We start from the raw sequence: 16,552 nt of genomic DNA, 5'->3' as shown, positions 1-16,552 counted from the left end.
GTGAAACAATTCGTATTCATTATTGGAATGGGCCTGGTATTCCTGGCCTCAGTTGTCCAGCATTCTTTTGCGGAGGAAAAGGGAAGAGCTTATTATGAGAAAACAGGAGATGTGATTTGGGACGTTAAAACAGATGAAAAAGTGATTGCTCTTACATTTGATGATGGCCCTCATTCCAAGTTTACACCGCAAATTTTAGATTTACTTGCCAAATACAATGCAAAGGCTACCTTTTTTGTCATTGGTGAACATGCAGAAGAATATCCCGACCTTATTCTTAGAGAAAAAAAGGAAGGACATGAAATTGCTAATCATACGTACACTCATCCTCATTCAGGTACAGTGGCTGAGTTAGAGAAGGAATTAATAAAAACAGACCAAGCAATTTTTAAAATTACTGGCACATATCCCATTTTTTATCGACCGGTAGGAGGAAATTATAACGAACGCATTATAAATACAGCTGTGCAAAATGGGCTTAGGGTCGTAATGTGGTCTTGGCATCAGGATACGGAGGATTGGAAAAGACCTGGAGTAAACCAAATCGTTTCCAAAGTATTGTCCGGTGCTAAAGCTGGTGATGTCGTCCTATTTCACGATGCTGGCGGTGATCGTTCTCAAACCGTACGAGCATTGGAAGAAATATTACCTGCTCTAAAGGAAAAAGGATATGAATTTGTTACTGTTTCAGAATTGATTAATAAAACAGGTATAGAGGTTTTACAATAGCGGAAAAAGTACATCACAATAGGAGTGGTGTACTTTTTCTGTTATTGCTACCCTCTTATAACTTACATACAATAGAGTGAAGGAGAAGAGGTGAGTAGTTTTGAAAGAGCTAGAAAAAAGGCTTGTGTATTTATTTACGGGAGAGTTTTTTTCAGTAATCGTTTTTGTCTTTCTTTATATGTATTCACTTCATCCAAATCAACATTATTCAATTCAATATGTATTCTTGATTTTAATTTTTATATTGCTGCAAGGGAGTTTTTATTGGTTTATTAAATGGAGACGATTAAAAACTAAAGCAAACGTATTACCTAACTTGAACAAAATTTATAGTAACCTAAAAAAGATGAATCTTATCCTTATATATATTGCACCTGTAATATTTCTAATTCATATGATTCAGGGTGTGTATGGTTCATTTATTCAGTGGTCCCTGACCGTATTCATTTATGTTTTTGCCATCATCGAATATGTTAACTATTATCATATCCAATTGACTAAATATAAAAAGGGGAGAGGAAAAAAATCTTCCATTGCTAAAGAGTTAACAATTAGAAAATAATCTGCAAATGAGGTGGTGATTTTTTGAAAGGCTGGATTATTCGCTTGGTAGTATTCGCCACAATTTGGATATGTTTTTTAGTGGAAAATATCGAGGATGATTTGACTTTTTCCTTATTATTAATCGGATGTGCGATTTCCTTTGCAATGTATTTTTTTCTTCCTGTCATGAAAAATCCGGTTTGGCTATATGTTTTTTTACATAGTCTACATTTTAGTCTTTTATTTTTGAAAGTTGATTTTGCGTGGATCTGGCTGTTTGTATTGTACATTACAATGGAGGCTGTCTTTCAATTACGAGCGAGAGCCTATCGATTTTTCGTAGCATATAGTTTTATTTTAATTGTTTTACTATGTATTTTAAAACAGGAATGGCAATTAACGTTTCTTTTTATTACATGTTTCTTCTTATTTTTGGCGCTTCGGCTTCATCAATATGTAGGGGAACGAGAGGAACAAAGGGAGATGTACGAACACTTACTTACAGAATATCGAAATGTAAAAAGATTGAATCTTGAAAATGAACGAGTGGCTCGTCTAGAAGAGCGGACACGGATTGCTCGAGATATGCATGATTCTGTTGGTCATAAGTTAACGGCCCTTCTTATGCAAGTAGAAATGCTCTCGATCCAAAACCGATCGACTGATTATGCCGATTTGAAGCAATTGGCTTTGCAAAGCTTAGAAGAAACGAGAATGGCTGTAAAAACGTTAAAACATGAAGAAGTGGCAGGCATTGCTTCGGTATTACAATTAATTCGCAAGCTTGAGGCAGAGAATCATTTGCTTGTCCGTTTTACAACAAAGCAAGGGGTGCTGATGACGGAATTAACAAATGTGCAAAGTGTTGTATTGTATCGATCAATTCAGGAAGGGCTAACGAATGTAATGAAACATAGCCCATCGAAAAAAGTGGAAGTAACCTTAGGACGCTCAGCAATTGGTGATATTGAATGGGTGATTGCCAATCCGATTTCTCATCCGAATTCATTTGAGATTGGCTTCGGATTAACGGCGATGCGAGAACGGGTAGAGGAGCAAGGTGGCAGGCTGCGAATTTATCAAACAGATCAGGAATTTATTATTGAAGGATCAATGCCAGTGAAGGAGAAAGCGTCATGAAGGTGAAAATTTTACTTGTGGAAGATCAGTTGATTGTGAGAAAGGGATTGCGAATGATTGTCGAGCAAGAGGAGCTGTTTATCGTCGTTGCCGAGGCAGGGACGGGTGAAGAAGCAATGGAAATGATGGAAAAACATGAAGTGGATGTCGTTTTAATGGATATTCGCATGCCGCAAATGAATGGAATTGAGGCAACAAAATGGATTAAACAGCGCTGGCCACATGTAAAAATCCTTGTTTTGACAACTTTTAACGATGATGAAGCAGCGATGGAAACATTAAAGGACGGAGCAAGTGGCTTTTTATTAAAGACAGCAGAGCCGGAAAAGCTTATTCAAGCGGTTCATAGCTGTTTGAAAGGTGGACTTGTATTAAATGAAGAGGTGGCAGCAAGAATGGTTCCTCGTCTTCTAGATAAAAGAAAAGTCGAGCCAGTTCAGGTTCCATTTTTAACAACGCGAGAACTTGAGATTGCTAAACTTGTCGGAGAAGGAAAAACAAATAAAGAAATTGCAAGCCACCTATATCTATCAGTTGGTACAGTGAAAAATCATATCACACAAATATTACAGCAATTAAATTTGCGCGATCGAACCCAACTTGCCATTTATGCAGTGAAAAATAACCTCGTATAATACTGTCCCATTTAATGGGGCAGTTTTTTTGTAGCGTGATTGTGATCAATTCTTTTTCTGTGAAAAGATTAATGAGAGTGATGTTTATGGAGCGAGGATAATGTTTTTTAAACTAGAAGGTAGAAAAAGATGGTTCAAATCGCCCTTCCAACTCGTTTTAATTGGAAGAAGGTAGAAAAGGATGATTCTAATCGCCCTTCTAAGGCGTTTTAATGAGAAGAAGGTAGATAAGGTCATTTCTAATCGCCCTTCCAAGTCGTTTTAATAGGAAGAAGGTAGAAAAAGATGGTTCAAATCGCCCTTCCAACTCGTTTTAATGAGAAGAAGGTAGATAAGGTCATTTCTAATCTCCCTTCCAACTCGTTTTAATGAGAAGAAGGTAGAAAAGGATGATTCTAATCGCCCTTCCAAGTCATTTTAGTAAGAAGAAGGTAGAAAAAGATGGTTCAAATCGCCCTTCCAACTCGTTTTAATGAGAAGAAAGTAGATAAGGTCATTTCTAATCGCCCTTCCAAGTCGTTTTAATGAGAAGAAGGTAGAAAAGGATGGTTCTAATCTCCCTTCCAAGTCGTTTTAATTGGAAGAAGGTAGAAAAGGATGGTTCTAATCGCCCCTCCAAGTCGTTTTAGTGAGAAGAAGGTAGAAAAGGATGGTTCAAATCGCCCTTCCAAGTCGTTTTAATTGGAAGAAGGTAGAAAAAGATGGTTCTAATCTCCCTTCCAACTCGATTTAATGAGAAGAAGGTAGATAAGGTCATTTCTAATCGCCCTTCCAAGTCGTTTTAATAGGAAGAAGGTAGAAAAGGATGGTTCTAATCGCCCTTCTAAGTCGTTTTAATGAGAAGCAGGTAGATAAGGCTCGCTTAATGATCTGAGAAATACCGTATTTATGAAAATAAGGTCAACCACGCTCATGATTGATTTTACTACCGTGCAACTAGCGGGCATCTCTGATCATTCATGATCAGAAAATGACTAAGGTCACCTCGATTTCATGACGAGCGGCAGTAGGAATGTCATTGGTATCACCGTAGAATGAAGTTAACGAGAAAGGGGAGGATAGAATGCTTGAAGTGGTCGAATTGACGAAGCATTTTAAACAACATAAGGCTGTTCAAGGGATAAACCTCTATTTAGAGCGGGGAGAAATTGTCGGGCTGCTTGGCCCAAACGGTGCAGGAAAATCGACAGCGATCGCTATGATGTCATCACTTATTTCACCGACGGCTGGAGAGGTTCGCTTTCAGCAAGTCGATGTGTTGAAAAATCCGCAACTGTTACGGGCGAAGTTAGGAGTCGTTCCGCAAGAGCTTGCTTTATATGAAGATCTTACAGCTAGGGAAAATTTGGAGTTTTTCGGGCGCATTCAAAAAATGAAGAATCCGGAGTTGAAAAGAAAAATAGATGAGGTGCTCACACTGATCGGGCTTGATGATCAAGGTAAAAAGCTTGTGAAGCATTTTTCGGGTGGAATGAAGCGGCGATTGAATATTGGTGCGGCACTTTTGCATGAGCCAGAAATATTAATTATGGATGAGCCGACGGTAGGCATTGATCCTCAATCACGAAATTATATTTTGGATTCGGTCAAACGATTAAACAAGGAATTAAATATGACGATTTTGTACACGAGCCATTATATGGAGGAAGTTGAGTTTCTTTGTGACCGTATTTATATTATGGATCGCGGCACGATTATTGCTGCTGGGACAAAAGATGAGATTAAACATATTTTAGCGGCTGAACAAACAATACAAGTGCGGATTGAGCGGCATAATCAGGCCTTTATTCACATGTTAAAGGCAGAGCCCGTTATTTCAAGTGTCGATGAGCGTGACCAGTTGATGACAATTGTTGCTTCGAAAGATGTTCCGTTATTTTCAACCATCTTTTCACTTGCGGAGGAAACGGGGGCAGTCATCCTCGGCATTGAGATTCAAACACCTACACTTGAAGATGTGTTTCTTCACTTAACGGGAAGGGCGTTGAGGAATTGACGATGTTATTATCTTTTATAAAAAAAGAATTATTGCTGCTTATTCGAAATCCGCAAGAATTGCTCGTCCTCGTTGCCATGCCTTTTATATTGATCATCATTCTTGGTTTTGCCTTAGGAAGTGTACTTAATGGGGAAGGGCAAGTGATCGAGGGAAAAGTCGGATTGGTGATGCATTCGAATGATGAAGAGGAGCTAACGAAGTTCAAAGAAGATCTTGAAAAGCTTCCAATTCCTGTTGAGATGAAAGAACAGCTCTTGCAGCAGGCTGAGCATGTATTACCGATTCCGATGCTCGCAGATACTATATTTGGCAGTGATGAGCTACGTTCAGTGATGACGTTGGAGGAACTGCCAATCGATCAGTTCCAAGCGGCAAAAAAGGAAGGGGAATATTCAGCGATCATTGAAGTGCCCGAACAGTTTACGAGTCAGTTGCTTTACTCTGCTTTTATTGAACAAACGGACGTGCCAGCATTAATGATCTATTCGAATGAAGGAAAGGAACTGTCTGCCTCGATCGTTGAGGATGTTATAACGGTTTTCCAAGAACAGTATACGCTTAGTGCGATGCTCGGCAAAGAATTGCAATCAGAAGAAGTCATATCTGTACCAAATGTAAAGGGATCAATTGAGACGGTTGCTAATCGCGAGCCAATTAGTGCTTTTAATTATTACGCAGTTGGAATGGGTGTCATGTTTGTATTATTTATTGCGTCAACAATTAGTGCGCGGACGTTTATAGAGAAGAAGGAACATCTATTTGATCGCATTTTACTTGCCAACGTACCTAGCTGGACATATTTAGGAAGTGTGTTTTTCTCGGCGATCGTGATTGCATTGTTGCAGCTTGGCATTTTATTCGGTGGTGCGGCCCTCTTTTTCAAGGTGTATTGGCCGAATTTCCTTTCCTTCCTATGTGTCACGATATCACTATGCGTGGCGGTTGCTGGCATTACCGTTTTACTCACGGCGCTTAATCATTATTTCAATACAGATGTGGCATCCAAATTATTTATGACCTCTTTTGTTGCCGTACTTTCCTTTGTTGGTGGGAGCTTTGTACCGGTTATGACGATGTCGGAAGTGTTGGAGCAAGTTGGACAATATACACCAAATGGGGCAGCGATGTCCGCATATTTAAATATCTTTCAAGGGGCTGGAGTGACTGAAGTGATCGATCATATTACTGTGTTGCTTCTATTTACAACAATCGTATCGGCGATCGCTTGGTTTGTTTTTTCAAGGAAGGGGGTGGCCGTATGAAGGGAATCATCCTAACGAAATTTCGTTTATTTAAGCGGAAGCCATGGTTGTTTTTGCTGATGACAGCCGTTTGCATGATGTTTGCTTTCTTTGTTGGAAAAAATGATGATGGCAAGGTGAAAATTCCTGTGTATAGTGAGCTGACGCAGGGGGAGTTTCATCAATTAAAGGAATCAGAGCTGTTTTTCTTTCAATCGATGAACGAAAGTGATTTGCGGAAGGCTGTGAAAGAGGGGAAGGTTGAAGCGGGGTTACTCGCCTATGATGATCACTATACCATTCTTATTACAACTCAATCAGCTAATATCCCTTTGCTTGATCAATATGTTAAAGCGGTATATTCTGAGAAAATACAAAAGGCTGAGCTGATTGCTTCCTTCGATAAGAAAAAAGTTGATCAAATTTGGGAGACGGCTGCGGCCAATCCACTCTTTGATATTAAGATCGGTAACTTTCAAAATAACGAGTTAAAGATGATTGATGCCTCTCTTCAAGGGATATTCGGCTTTTCCTTATTTTTTGTTATTTATACGATTGCTTATAATGTCATTCATATTTTAGATGAAAAGCGTGAACGGATATGGGATCGGATGATTGTGACGCCGACGAAAAAATGGGAAATGTATGTCGGAAATCTTTTGTACAGCTTTATGATGGGATACGCTCAAGTCGTTCTCGTTTTTGTTAGCTTTCGTTATTTTGCTGGAGTCGACTTCCACGGTGGCTTTGCTAAAACGCTCATTATTCTTATTCCATATGTCTTAACAATCGTTTCGCTCTGTATGTTGGTCGCGGCTTTATCAAAATCGACGCGCCATTTTAATGCGCTCATTCCGCTCCTATCTGTTAGCCTTGCGATGCTTGGAGGCGCCTATTGGCCGATTGAAATTGTTTCATCAGAAATCATGCTTTTATTGGGAAAATTCTCCCCGCTCCTTTATGGAATGGAGCTTTTAAAGGGGGCGACCATCCATGGATATGGCTATATTGAATTACTTAAACCGGCGAGTATTTTGCTGTTAATGTCTGTCGTCATGATGGGTGTTGGGATTAATGTGATGGAAAAAAGAAATGGATAGAAAGCAAAAAATCCCTGGAATTTTCTTCAGGGATTTTTTAAACCATACGTACTACTTATTCTTTTCATTGTTATGACCAAATTGTTTGCTTTTATTACGTTGCAAAAACTCTTCAAAATCAGCAAATGGATCTTCTTTAATCGGCTCTTCCAATTCAGGAGTTTTTTCTAACTCATCCGGATAAAACAGATAATCAATCTGAGTTGAAGTCTCTTCTTCTTCCGCGTTGATAGCTGGTCGATCCAATTCTTCAACAGCGGAAGGAATCAATTCTTCCATTTCAGGCTCCTTCTCTAACTCATCTGGATAAAACAGATAATCAAACGTAGTTGAATTCTCCTCCTCCATACGCGAGGAAACTTCTTCTTCTACCACAGCGTTAGATGGATGAGCCAACACTCCAGCAACGGATGGAATCGTCTTTTTTCTTTCAGCAGAATGATATCCATCTTTATCTGCGTCCTTCATTGCATTATTCATGATCACAAACCATTGCCTCATTTCATTGATGTGCTGGCGATATTTCAATTCGGAGTTAAATTTATGTAGGACTCCAGTCGTTTGATTACCAAAAAAGCGAATCATATGAATCGGTTTAGCCGGATCGTTGACAAGTATTTTGAGCACCATCGTTTCAATCCGTTCGGGAATGAACTGACTTGTCGCACGTTTTCCAAAATTCTCCTCATATTCTTTTCTTAAATCTATCTCCAATAAAAATCGCGCAGCTGATGAACGCCTTGTTGCTGTGGCGATTGGAAAGCCATTCTCAGAAATTTCAACAGCTAGTAAATCGGAATAGTCATATAAAAATACGTCATATGGCATTTTTTTATATGTTTGTGTCGTTAGTTTTACATGTTTCTCTATTGGTGCCAAAATACCAATTCGTTTCCCACTCTCATCATACGCGATTCTCGTTAAGGCATCGGAGGAAATGAATGATTGTGTTTCTTTAAAATCCTTATCAAGAGGAAGAAATGTCAACAAATATTTCTCATGCTCTTTTAAGATATGATCTTTTACTGCCAAAGAGCTAAATAAAAAGATGGATAATAATATCGATATGAAAATAATGAGAATTCCAGTTAGCACGTTTCCATTCGTTAAAAAAAAGATCATCAAAGCAAGCCCAATGCTGGGAACGAGGCAGCCGAACCCGACCGATTGATTCGCTGTCATGGAACATCCTCCTTTCTCTAAAAAGGCTCATATGAATACTACGATTGAATAATAAGAAGGTTCCAAAAGAAAATGACAGATGTCATCTCGATTTCATTACATAATCAACTAATCAACTTTTCTATCCTTGTTTAAAATGGCAGTAAGAGGTGATTGTTAATGGAGACGGTAGTAAAAATAAAAGAATTAACGAAAATGTTTAAAGATAAGAAGGCCGTAAATCATGTTTCATTTTCAATTAAGCAAGGTGAAGTTGTAGCGATTCTTGGACCGAATGGAGCTGGAAAATCGACGACAATGCTTATGATGCTTGGACTGTTGCATCCAACGAATGGTGAAGTAAAATTATTTCATCAAGAAGCAACGAGTAAGACAGTTCGTGAAAAAATTGGTGTTATGCTGCAGGAAGTAAGTTTAATGGATGGATTAAAAGTGAAAGAATTAATTAAGTTATGTAGGAGCTACTATCCAAACCCATTATCAATGGAGCTGTTGATCAAGCTGACTGGGCTGAATCAGGAAGAATTAAATAAAAGAACAGAGAAATTATCGGGCGGACAAAAGCGAAGAGTGGGATTTGCACTCGCATTAGCAGGTAATCCGGATTTAATGTTTTTTGATGAGCCGACAGTAGGGATGGATATTTCAGCACGAAAGGTTTTTTGGGACACAGTAAGGGGACTCGCAAATCAAGGAAAGACGATCCTTTTTTCTACTCATTATTTACAGGAAGCAGACGATATTGCTGACCGGATTATTTTATTCGATAAAGGGGTAGTCATCGCTGATGGTGATCCTAAAGATATAAAAGGGAAGTTATTAAAGCAGTCCGTTTCCTTTATCGCTAGATGTACAATTTCAAAGGAAGATTGGATCAAACTGCCTTTTATCGCTGAGGTGTTTGAGCAAGAAGGCCGAACCTTTATGATTACGGATGACACGGATGCGGTGCTTACAAAAATTTTTGAAGAAAGACTAAATATAGAGGACATCCAGATTGAAAAAGGCCGGCTTGAAGAAGCATTCGAACAATTGACCGAAGAAAGGGAGGCGATGTAAATGGCTATTTTCATTCATCAATGCAAAATAGAGATCATCCGTATCCTTCGTAATCCATACTATATTTTTTGGTCTCTTTTCATGCCGATTGTCTTTTACATTATTTTCACAAAGGTGATGAATCTTGATGTTCCAGATAAATCATTGTGGGATGCCCATTTTTTAATGTCGATAACGACATTCAGCGTGATGGGCAGTGCGATCATGACATTAGGAATCCGAATGGTAGAAGAAAATAAGGAGGGGTGGACAAGGTTCATCAAGGTGACGCCATTGTCAGGAAGCGTATATTTCTGTGCCAAAATGATCGGCCAGACGATGATCCATGTCTTATCGATTTTGATCATTTTTTTAACAGGTGTGTTAGTGAATGGAGTCTCTTTATCCGCTTTACAGTGGATCATGAGTGGGATCTGGATTTTACTTGCCTCGCTCCCTTTCTTAGCGATGGGTGTATTATTCGGCATGATGAAACGAGTGGATACAGCTGCGGGGGTAAGCAATGTTGTATATATGGTGCTCGCGATTACCGGCGGAATGTGGATGCCAATGGAGGTTTTACCAAAAACGATTCAGTCCATTAGTGCTTGGCTCCCAGCTTTTCATTTCGCGAATGGTGCATGGGAAATTATCCGCGGTCACGGCCCTCAATTCAGGAATTTTGCTGTTTTAGCGGCATACCTTCTATTATTCATGTTACTATCAACATATATAAGAAGGAAACAGGAAGCGGTGTAGGATTTGAAGAATTTTCGAATGTTCCCGGAAGCATTAGGCGTTTTCCCATATGTTTTTTTAATCTATTTAGTGATGCCGTTATTTTATATTTCACAATTAACAGGGACAAAAATGGTACTTGGCTATGCCCTTATCTTGCTATTTTTAGTGACATACAGGCAGCTTTACAGTCCAATATCAATCAAAGCCTATTCATATTGGCTCACTGTGCAGATTGGCATCATCGTTATCCTTAGTTTAGCGTATCATCCGAATAACTTATTTATGGGCTTCTTCCCGGCTAATTTTATCGGCTGGTTCGGAACGAAAAAGTATTTTGATCGCGCCTTGATTTTTTTTATCGTCGTATTATCTTTGACTACATTGATACTCTCGATCCAAGGGCTTATGGGGGAAATGCTTTATTTTTACCCCTTTTTACTTGTCATGTTTCTTTCTCCTTTTGGCATTCGATCAATAAATAAACGAATGGAATTGGAGAAGGAGCTTAAGGAAGCGAATGAACAAATTAGAAACTTAATTAAGCGAGAGGAACGGGTGCGAATTGCTCGGGATTTACACGACACATTGGGACATACGCTGTCACTCATTACTTTGCAAAGCCAGCTCGTACAACGATTAGCAGAAAAAGATCCGGAGAAGGTAAAGTCAGAAGCAAAGGAAATTGAAATGACATCTCGTTCAGCTTTACGGCAAGTGCGTGAGCTTGTCTCTGACATGAGAACGATGACAGTCGCCGATGAACTAGCTGATATGCAGCAAATATTTTCAGCTGCTCGTATTTCCGTTTATATTGAAGGTGAGTCAAACGTATCTGATATGCCGTTGTTGCAGCAAAATATTATCGGGATGTGCCTTCGTGAAGCAGCAACGAATATTGTGAAGCATAGTAAAGCAGCACATTGCTTTATTGAGTTTCGAAAAACTAGAGGGAGCTACACGATTATAGTGAAGGATGACGGAGTTGGATTTACCGGGCAAGAAATGAACAAAGGCAATGGGCTAAAAGGGATGAAAGAGAGGCTGGCGCTAATTGATGCGGAGCTCGATGTCAACCCAAGCCAGGGCACAAGCATTACAATGAACATACCAGTGGTGATGAAGGAAAAGAAAGCAGAGGTTGCCTTATGATACGGATCGTTATAGCCGAAGATCAGAGATTGTTAAGAGGAGCGCTTGGTGCATTGCTTGATTTTGAAGAGGACATAGAAGTGGTTGGTCAAGCAGAAAATGGTGAAGAAGCGTTAAAGCTCGTGCTGGACTTGCAGCCGGATATTTGTGTAATGGACATTGAAATGCCGTTAATGAGTGGGCTGGAAGTCGCTACTGAATTAAAGCAGAGGGCCTCTAATTGCAAAGTAATCATATTAACGACCTTTGCGCGCCCAGGTTATTTTGAACGGGCAGTGAAGGCTGGTGTCCATGGATATTTATTAAAAGATGGTTCGATTGAGGAATTGGCGGAAAGCATTCGGAGAGTGATTCAAGGGAAACGCGAATTTGCACATGAGTTAATTATGAATTCCTATCATGAGGATAATCCATTAACAGAGCGTGAGATTGATATTTTGCGATTAGCGGCAGCGGGGAAGACATCAAAGGAAATATCTAAAGAACGATTCCTATCGGCGGGCACTGTGAGAAATTATATGTCAGAGATTATCCAAAAGCTAGACTGTAAAAATAAAATCGAAGCAATAACGGTTGCCCGGGATAAAGGGTGGATTTAGCTTATTTTTATACCACATTCGTTGCAAATGGATATAAAATGAACTCTTGATGTGGATAACTTTACATGAACGCTTGTGGATAATATCAGGTAATATTGCGATTTATCTGTTTATAATGTGTATAAGCCTGTGGATAAGGGATGGAAAAAGGAGAAAACAATGAATTTTCTCCTTTTTCTATCTTCTATTCGGTTGTGCGCATATTTTTAATTGGTGAAATGACAAATTTACTTATTCCAATGATTTGCTTTTCCTCGATATATCCTAAACCATTTCGGCTATCCATGCTTCTATGGCGATTATCCCCCATGACAAAATAATGTTCTTTAGGAACGGTAATGGGACCGAAGTCTTCTGTTAATTTCATGTATTTTTCATTAGCAATTAATTTGTATTCATGAAGATAGCTTTCTTGCACCTGTTTATTGTTCACATACAGCTGATCATTCCTCATTTCAAGCGTATCTCCAGGTAAGCCGATGACTCTTTTCACATAATTATCACTGGAGCCTTTGATAATGACAATATCGCTTCTTTTCACATCGCCAATCCAGTTGCTTGTTTTACTTACAACGATACGTTCCCTATCATGAAGCGTTGGCTCCATAGAGGCGCCTTTTACTGTATATGGAGAAAATAAAAAGGTACGAACAACGATTACGATAATAACCGCTAATAAAATGGGCTTTAACCAGCCTGAATCTTTCGTTTGAGTAGTTAACATTTTTATCTCCTTTCACTAATTCTTTACTTTTTATTTTCCTTGAAAATAGGAGAGGTTTCAAGGAGGAAAAATGAAGGAAATACAATTGGCTAAAAGAAATTCTTCTTTAAAGTGAATAAAGTCCCTTGAAAATTTTGCTGAGTTTTGTAGAATAGTGGTACATTTTATAGGAGGAATGTATCATGTGGGAAGAGTTTAAGAAATTTGCGGTTCAAGGAAATGTATTAGATTTAGCTGTTGCTGTTGTGATCGGAGCGGCTTTTGGCAAAATTGTTTCATCATTAGTAGATGATATCATTATGCCACTCGTTGGATTATTGCTCGGCGGTCGAAGTTTTGAAAAAATGGCATATACGCATAATGAGACGGTCATTGGATACGGGATGTTCATTCAAAGCATTGTCGATTTCTTCCTCATCGCTCTATCTATCTTTATTTTTATTAAGCTAATTGGAAAATTGAAACGGAAGAAAGAAGAGGAAGTGATTGAAGAAGAAGTGGAAGTCGCCCCAGAAATCGAGCTATTGACGGAAATTCGTGATCTGTTAAAAAACCAAAAATAAATCGAAAAAATCCGGAGCAAATAGGTGAATGCTCCGGATTTTTTTGTTTATGGAATTAAATCATTATGTTTAAAAACTACTTAATTAGGGGAATCCCTTATTAAGCTTCTTTCGCTGCTTGAATTTCAAGATTGATTTTTACGTCATCACTAACAAGCACGCCGCCTGTTTCAAGTGCTGCGTTCCAATTTAATCCATATTCGCTGCGTTTAATCGTACCTTCTACGCTAAATCCTGCTTTTTCAGCGCCGCTCATTGGATCTTTTGCAACACCTTCGAATGTAACGGTAAATGTTTCGGGCTTTGTTACGCCATGTAAAGAAACATCGCCAGTAACAGCATATGTGTCGTCGCTTTTTCTTTCAATAGCAGTTGAAGTGAATGTTAAATTTGGGTGATTTTCTACATCAAAAAAGTCAGCAGAACGCAGGTGGTTGTCACGATCTTCATTTTTTGTATCGATGCTTGCTACATCAATAGTGAAGCTAATATTAGCTGTTGTTAAGTCAGCTGGATCTGCTTCAATATTCGCAGTGAAGTCTTTGAATGATCCTCTTACTCTAGAAACCATCATATGTCTTACTGAAAAATCAACGTTAGAATGCACATTATCAAGATTCCATTTTGAAACTGCCATTATAAATCCCTCCAATTAATGTTGTTACAAAAAGTAAGTTACTAATGTAATTATAGATGCTATTATTTGAAATGTAAAGGATAAGTTTTCAGACTTTGACATTGTATACGATTCACTTAATAATCAAAGATAAGAAAGTACATACTTTTTATTTACCTTTATTGAGAAGAGGATAAACTATTAGTAAAGGTCATTAGTTAAAAAGGAGTGATAAACAATGCGAATGGTTGATATTTTAGTGAAAAAAAGAGATGGTTTCGAGCTTGGCTCCGAGGAAATTCGATTTGTTGTGAATGGCTATACGAACGAAACGATTCCTGATTATCAAATGTCCGCTTTTTTAATGGCGGTTTATTTCCGCGGGATGACCGCAAAGGAAACAGCGGATTTGACGATGGCGATGGTGGAGTCAGGCGATCAAATCGATCTATCGGCGATTGATGGTGTGAAAGTGGATAAACATTCAACCGGAGGGGTCGGTGATACGACAACACTCGTGCTCGCTCCGCTCGTTGCGGCTGTCGGTGTTCCTGTTGCGAAAATGTCGGGACGCGGACTCGGGCATACAGGGGGAACGATTGATAAATTAGAAGCGGTGCCTGGCTTCCACGTTGAAATAAGTGAGCAGGAATTTATTGATCTCGTTAATCGTAATAAAATTGCGGTCGTTGGTCAGTCAGGAAATTTAACCCCTGCCGATAAAAAGATTTACGGGCTGCGTGACGTAACGGCGACGGTGAACTCGATCCCGTTGATTGCGAGTTCAATTATGAGCAAGAAAATTGCGGCGGGTGCTGATGCGATTGTTTTAGATGTCAAAGTCGGTGCCGGCGCGTTTATGAAAAATATCGATGATGCAAAAAAATTGGCTGAGGCTATGGTCGAGATTGGAAATAATGTCGGGCGTAAGACGATGGCGATTATTTCGAATATGAACGAGCCGCTCGGTTTTGCGGTTGGAAATGCGTTGGAAGTGAAGGAAGCGGTTGATACATTACAAGGAAAAGGGCCTGCCGACTTATTGGAATTATGCCTTATTCTTGGAAGCAAGATGGTTCTTTTAGCAGGAAAAGCTCAAACTGAAGATGAAGCGAGAAAGAAATTAGAAGAAGTAATCGCCAATGGCAAGGCGTTGGAGCAATTTAAAACATTCCTTGCAGCACAAGGCGGGGATGTTTCGGTCATTGATGATGTTGAGAAGCTTGCACAAGCATCATATAAACTGGAAGTAAAGGCAGCAGAAAATGGCTTCGTCTCGGCGATTGTTGCGGATGAAATTGGGGTAGCGGCAAGCATGCTTGGGGCCGGAAGAGCGACGAAGGAATCGGCGATTGATTTAAGCGTTGGGATTATCTTACATAAAAAGATCGCTGACCAAGTTGTTGTGGGAGATGTAATTGCAACGATCCATAGCAACAAGGAAGATGTCGAAGTTGTGAAAAAGCGCATCATTCAGGCGTATCAAATTTCACAGGAACAACCAGAACGTCCTGTTTTAATTTATCAATAATTCCATTGCTACCCAAATGTGAAAATATATGATAGGATAAATGAAAATGATTCTCAATGTTTGAGGGACAAATAGGAGGACTTTATTGAATGGCTGTTGAAACAAAAACGATTACGGATGTTATTAAAGAAAGAACATCGGTAAAAACGGGTTATATTGATAAAGAAATAAGTCAAGAATTGGTCTTATCATTATTGGATGATGCCGTCTGGGCACCAACACATGGGTTACGCGAACCATGGCGTTTTATTTTTGTAGCAGGTGATCGAAAGGAAGCGTTTATTGAAGCGGTTTTGCAATGCCATGATAAGGCTAGACATGAAGCCGTTCGCAGTAAGTTTGCAGATGTACCAGCCTTTTTAGTCGTTGTAATGAATGAAGATCCGCGCCAAAAAGTGCGTGAGGAAGATTTTGCTGCAACAAGCTGTATGTTACAAAACTTCCAGCTTCTTGCATGGGAACAAGATCTAGGTGTCGTATGGAAAACGCCGAACCATATTTATGATCCAAAATTCCGTGAGTCACTTGGAGTTCAAGCAGGAGAGAAAATCGTTGGTGTATTGAACATCGGTTATTTTGATAAAGAGATTGTCGCGAAGAAAGTTCGCAAGAGAACGAACCCAGCTGAAAAAATGAGTGCGTTTTAACGATCTGCCAGCGTTGTTACTTATGTTGAATCGCCTACTTGTGTTTGTAGATACAGAGCCTATTTTTCAGCGGTGTCCAGTGACAACGAACGGAAAAAATATCTGTTTTAAATGTTCTTTTTAAAAATAGGTTGACTATTTTTAAAGTACTGATTATACTCATAGCAGGTCGAGAAAGTATTTTCACTAATTAAAAATTAATAGCAAACTCTTATCAAGAGAGGCGGAGGGACTGACCCGATGATACCTCAGCAACCAGCAATTATTATTGCACGGTGCTAATTTCAGAAGAATACGATTGTATTCTAAAGATGAGAATGTGTAAGGATGTATATATGAATACAGCCCTTCTCTCATCTTCATGAGGGGAGGGCT

At 39.2% G+C, this 16,552-nt stretch carries 17 protein-coding genes and 1 riboswitch; of the genes, 14 read left to right on the top strand and 3 right to left on the bottom strand.

Features of this window, described 5'->3' with window-relative positions:
* Window positions 1–27: 27 nt before the first annotated feature.
* The 7 genes from KHA95_RS00510 to KHA95_RS00480 all read left to right on the top strand — a co-directional run bounded on the left by KHA95_RS00510 (window position 28) and on the right by KHA95_RS00480 (window position 7,387).
* A complete protein-coding gene (locus tag KHA95_RS00510) occupies window positions 28–729 on the top strand; it encodes a polysaccharide deacetylase family protein (RefSeq protein ID WP_213136105.1) in 702 nt (233 codons plus the stop codon).
* Between the two features lie 100 nt (window positions 730–829).
* Window positions 830–1,291, top strand: coding sequence for a general stress protein (locus KHA95_RS00505; protein ID WP_213135539.1), 462 nt, complete (start codon window positions 830–832; stop codon window positions 1,289–1,291).
* A 23-nt stretch (window positions 1,292–1,314) separates the two neighbouring features.
* Window positions 1,315–2,412: a sensor histidine kinase gene (locus KHA95_RS00500; protein ID WP_213135538.1), complete on the top strand. Its 1,098-nt coding sequence runs from the start codon at window positions 1,315–1,317 to the stop codon at window positions 2,410–2,412.
* The gene (locus KHA95_RS00495; RefSeq protein ID WP_213135537.1) at window positions 2,409–3,047 is read left to right on the top strand and encodes a response regulator transcription factor; all 639 of its coding nucleotides are present in this window, start codon (window positions 2,409–2,411) and stop codon (window positions 3,045–3,047) included. Before KHA95_RS00500 ends, KHA95_RS00495 begins: the two co-directional genes overlap by 4 nt.
* Window positions 3,048–4,110: 1,063 nt before the next feature.
* Window positions 4,111–5,043 (top strand): ABC transporter ATP-binding protein, encoded by a 933-nt coding sequence (locus tag KHA95_RS00490; RefSeq protein ID WP_213135536.1) that lies wholly within the window; start codon window positions 4,111–4,113, stop codon window positions 5,041–5,043.
* 2 nt (window positions 5,044–5,045) lie between these two features.
* A complete protein-coding gene (locus tag KHA95_RS00485; RefSeq protein WP_249316515.1) occupies window positions 5,046–6,308 on the top strand; it encodes an ABC transporter permease in 1,263 nt (420 codons plus the stop codon).
* Window positions 6,305–7,387 (top strand): ABC transporter permease, encoded by a 1,083-nt coding sequence (locus tag KHA95_RS00480; RefSeq protein ID WP_213135534.1) that lies wholly within the window; start codon window positions 6,305–6,307, stop codon window positions 7,385–7,387. Before KHA95_RS00485 ends, KHA95_RS00480 begins: the two co-directional genes overlap by 4 nt.
* 51 nt (window positions 7,388–7,438) lie before the next feature.
* Here the strand turns inward: KHA95_RS00480 and KHA95_RS00475 are convergent, their stop codons facing one another.
* Window positions 7,439–8,569, bottom strand: a complete 1,131-nt coding sequence (locus KHA95_RS00475) for a hypothetical protein (protein WP_213135533.1) — start codon at window positions 8,567–8,569, stop codon at window positions 7,439–7,441.
* A gap of 159 nt (window positions 8,570–8,728) precedes the next feature.
* Here KHA95_RS00475 and KHA95_RS00470 point away from each other — a divergent pair, with 159 nt between their 5' ends.
* The 4 genes from KHA95_RS00470 to KHA95_RS00455 are packed head-to-tail and all read left to right on the top strand — an operon-like array spanning window position 8,729 to window position 12,096.
* Window positions 8,729–9,628 carry an ABC transporter ATP-binding protein gene (locus KHA95_RS00470; RefSeq protein WP_213135532.1) on the top strand — a complete coding sequence of 300 codons (900 nt, stop codon included), beginning with the start codon at window positions 8,729–8,731 and terminating at the stop codon, window positions 9,626–9,628.
* Window positions 9,629–10,366 (top strand): ABC transporter permease, encoded by a 738-nt coding sequence (locus tag KHA95_RS00465; protein WP_213135531.1) that lies wholly within the window; start codon window positions 9,629–9,631, stop codon window positions 10,364–10,366.
* 3 nt (window positions 10,367–10,369) lie between these two features.
* Window positions 10,370–11,497: a sensor histidine kinase gene (locus KHA95_RS00460; protein ID WP_249316415.1), complete on the top strand. Its 1,128-nt coding sequence runs from the start codon at window positions 10,370–10,372 to the stop codon at window positions 11,495–11,497.
* On the top strand, window positions 11,494–12,096 hold the full coding sequence (locus KHA95_RS00455; RefSeq protein WP_213135530.1) for a response regulator transcription factor: 603 nt from the start codon (window positions 11,494–11,496) through the stop codon (window positions 12,094–12,096). The genes KHA95_RS00460 and KHA95_RS00455 overlap by 4 nt, the downstream gene beginning before the upstream one ends.
* Before the next feature lie 184 nt (window positions 12,097–12,280).
* On the opposite strand, the gene lepB is transcribed toward KHA95_RS00455, so the two are convergent.
* Window positions 12,281–12,820, bottom strand: a complete 540-nt coding sequence (gene lepB / locus KHA95_RS00450; RefSeq protein ID WP_213135529.1) for a signal peptidase I — start codon at window positions 12,818–12,820, stop codon at window positions 12,281–12,283.
* Window positions 12,821–13,002: 182 nt separating this feature from the next.
* Between lepB and mscL the strand changes: the two genes are divergently transcribed.
* On the top strand, window positions 13,003–13,383 hold the full coding sequence (mscL, locus tag KHA95_RS00445) for a large conductance mechanosensitive channel protein MscL (protein WP_213135528.1): 381 nt from the start codon (window positions 13,003–13,005) through the stop codon (window positions 13,381–13,383).
* Window positions 13,384–13,483: 100 nt separating this feature from the next.
* Here the strand turns inward: mscL and KHA95_RS00440 are convergent, their stop codons facing one another.
* A complete protein-coding gene (locus KHA95_RS00440; RefSeq protein ID WP_213135527.1) occupies window positions 13,484–14,020 on the bottom strand; it encodes a YceI family protein in 537 nt (178 codons plus the stop codon).
* Window positions 14,021–14,237: 217 nt separating this feature from the next.
* On the opposite strand from KHA95_RS00440, the gene KHA95_RS00435 reads away from it, so the two are divergent.
* Together KHA95_RS00435 and KHA95_RS00430 are read left to right on the top strand one after the other, a co-directional pair.
* A complete protein-coding gene (locus KHA95_RS00435) occupies window positions 14,238–15,530 on the top strand; it encodes a pyrimidine-nucleoside phosphorylase (protein ID WP_213135526.1) in 1,293 nt (430 codons plus the stop codon).
* Window positions 15,531–15,619: 89 nt separating this feature from the next.
* Complete coding sequence (locus KHA95_RS00430) at window positions 15,620–16,177, top strand: nitroreductase family protein (RefSeq protein ID WP_213135525.1); 558 nt, start codon at window positions 15,620–15,622, stop codon at window positions 16,175–16,177.
* A gap of 208 nt (window positions 16,178–16,385) precedes the next feature.
* Window positions 16,386–16,495, top strand: a riboswitch (SAM riboswitch).
* The last annotated feature ends 57 nt before the right edge of the window (window positions 16,496–16,552 follow it).

Source organism: Bacillus sp. FJAT-50079 (assembly GCF_018343515.1).
Classification (GTDB): domain Bacteria; phylum Bacillota; class Bacilli; order Bacillales; family Bacillaceae_C; genus Lederbergia.
The sequence above is the reverse complement of the archived record's forward strand: the minus strand, read 5'-3'. Positions and strand labels throughout refer to the sequence as shown.

What these genes read in the sequence shown, in the direction of transcription:
- KHA95_RS00510 (WP_213136105.1), top strand. Translation starts at nt 28, where the DNA reads ATGGGCCTGGTATTCCTGGCCTCAGTTGTCCAGCATTCTTTTGCGGAG.
- KHA95_RS00495 (WP_213135537.1), top strand. Translation starts at nt 2,409, where the DNA reads ATGAAGGTGAAAATTTTACTTGTGGAAGATCAGTTGATTGTGAGAAAG.
- KHA95_RS00490 (WP_213135536.1), top strand. Translation starts at nt 4,111, where the DNA reads ATGCTTGAAGTGGTCGAATTGACGAAGCATTTTAAACAACATAAGGCT.
- KHA95_RS00485 (WP_249316515.1), top strand. Translation starts at nt 5,046, where the DNA reads ATGTTATTATCTTTTATAAAAAAAGAATTATTGCTGCTTATTCGAAAT.
- KHA95_RS00480 (WP_213135534.1), top strand. Translation starts at nt 6,305, where the DNA reads ATGAAGGGAATCATCCTAACGAAATTTCGTTTATTTAAGCGGAAGCCA.
- KHA95_RS00475 (WP_213135533.1), bottom strand. Translation starts at nt 8,569, where the DNA reads ATGACAGCGAATCAATCGGTCGGGTTCGGCTGCCTCGTTCCCAGCATT.
- KHA95_RS00470 (WP_213135532.1), top strand. Translation starts at nt 8,729, where the DNA reads ATGGAGACGGTAGTAAAAATAAAAGAATTAACGAAAATGTTTAAAGAT.
- KHA95_RS00465 (WP_213135531.1), top strand. Translation starts at nt 9,629, where the DNA reads ATGGCTATTTTCATTCATCAATGCAAAATAGAGATCATCCGTATCCTT.
- KHA95_RS00455 (WP_213135530.1), top strand. Translation starts at nt 11,494, where the DNA reads ATGATACGGATCGTTATAGCCGAAGATCAGAGATTGTTAAGAGGAGCG.
- lepB (WP_213135529.1), bottom strand. Translation starts at nt 12,820, where the DNA reads ATGTTAACTACTCAAACGAAAGATTCAGGCTGGTTAAAGCCCATTTTA.
- mscL (WP_213135528.1), top strand. Translation starts at nt 13,003, where the DNA reads ATGTGGGAAGAGTTTAAGAAATTTGCGGTTCAAGGAAATGTATTAGAT.
- KHA95_RS00440 (WP_213135527.1), bottom strand. Translation starts at nt 14,020, where the DNA reads ATGGCAGTTTCAAAATGGAATCTTGATAATGTGCATTCTAACGTTGAT.
- KHA95_RS00435 (WP_213135526.1), top strand. Translation starts at nt 14,238, where the DNA reads ATGCGAATGGTTGATATTTTAGTGAAAAAAAGAGATGGTTTCGAGCTT.
- KHA95_RS00430 (WP_213135525.1), top strand. Translation starts at nt 15,620, where the DNA reads ATGGCTGTTGAAACAAAAACGATTACGGATGTTATTAAAGAAAGAACA.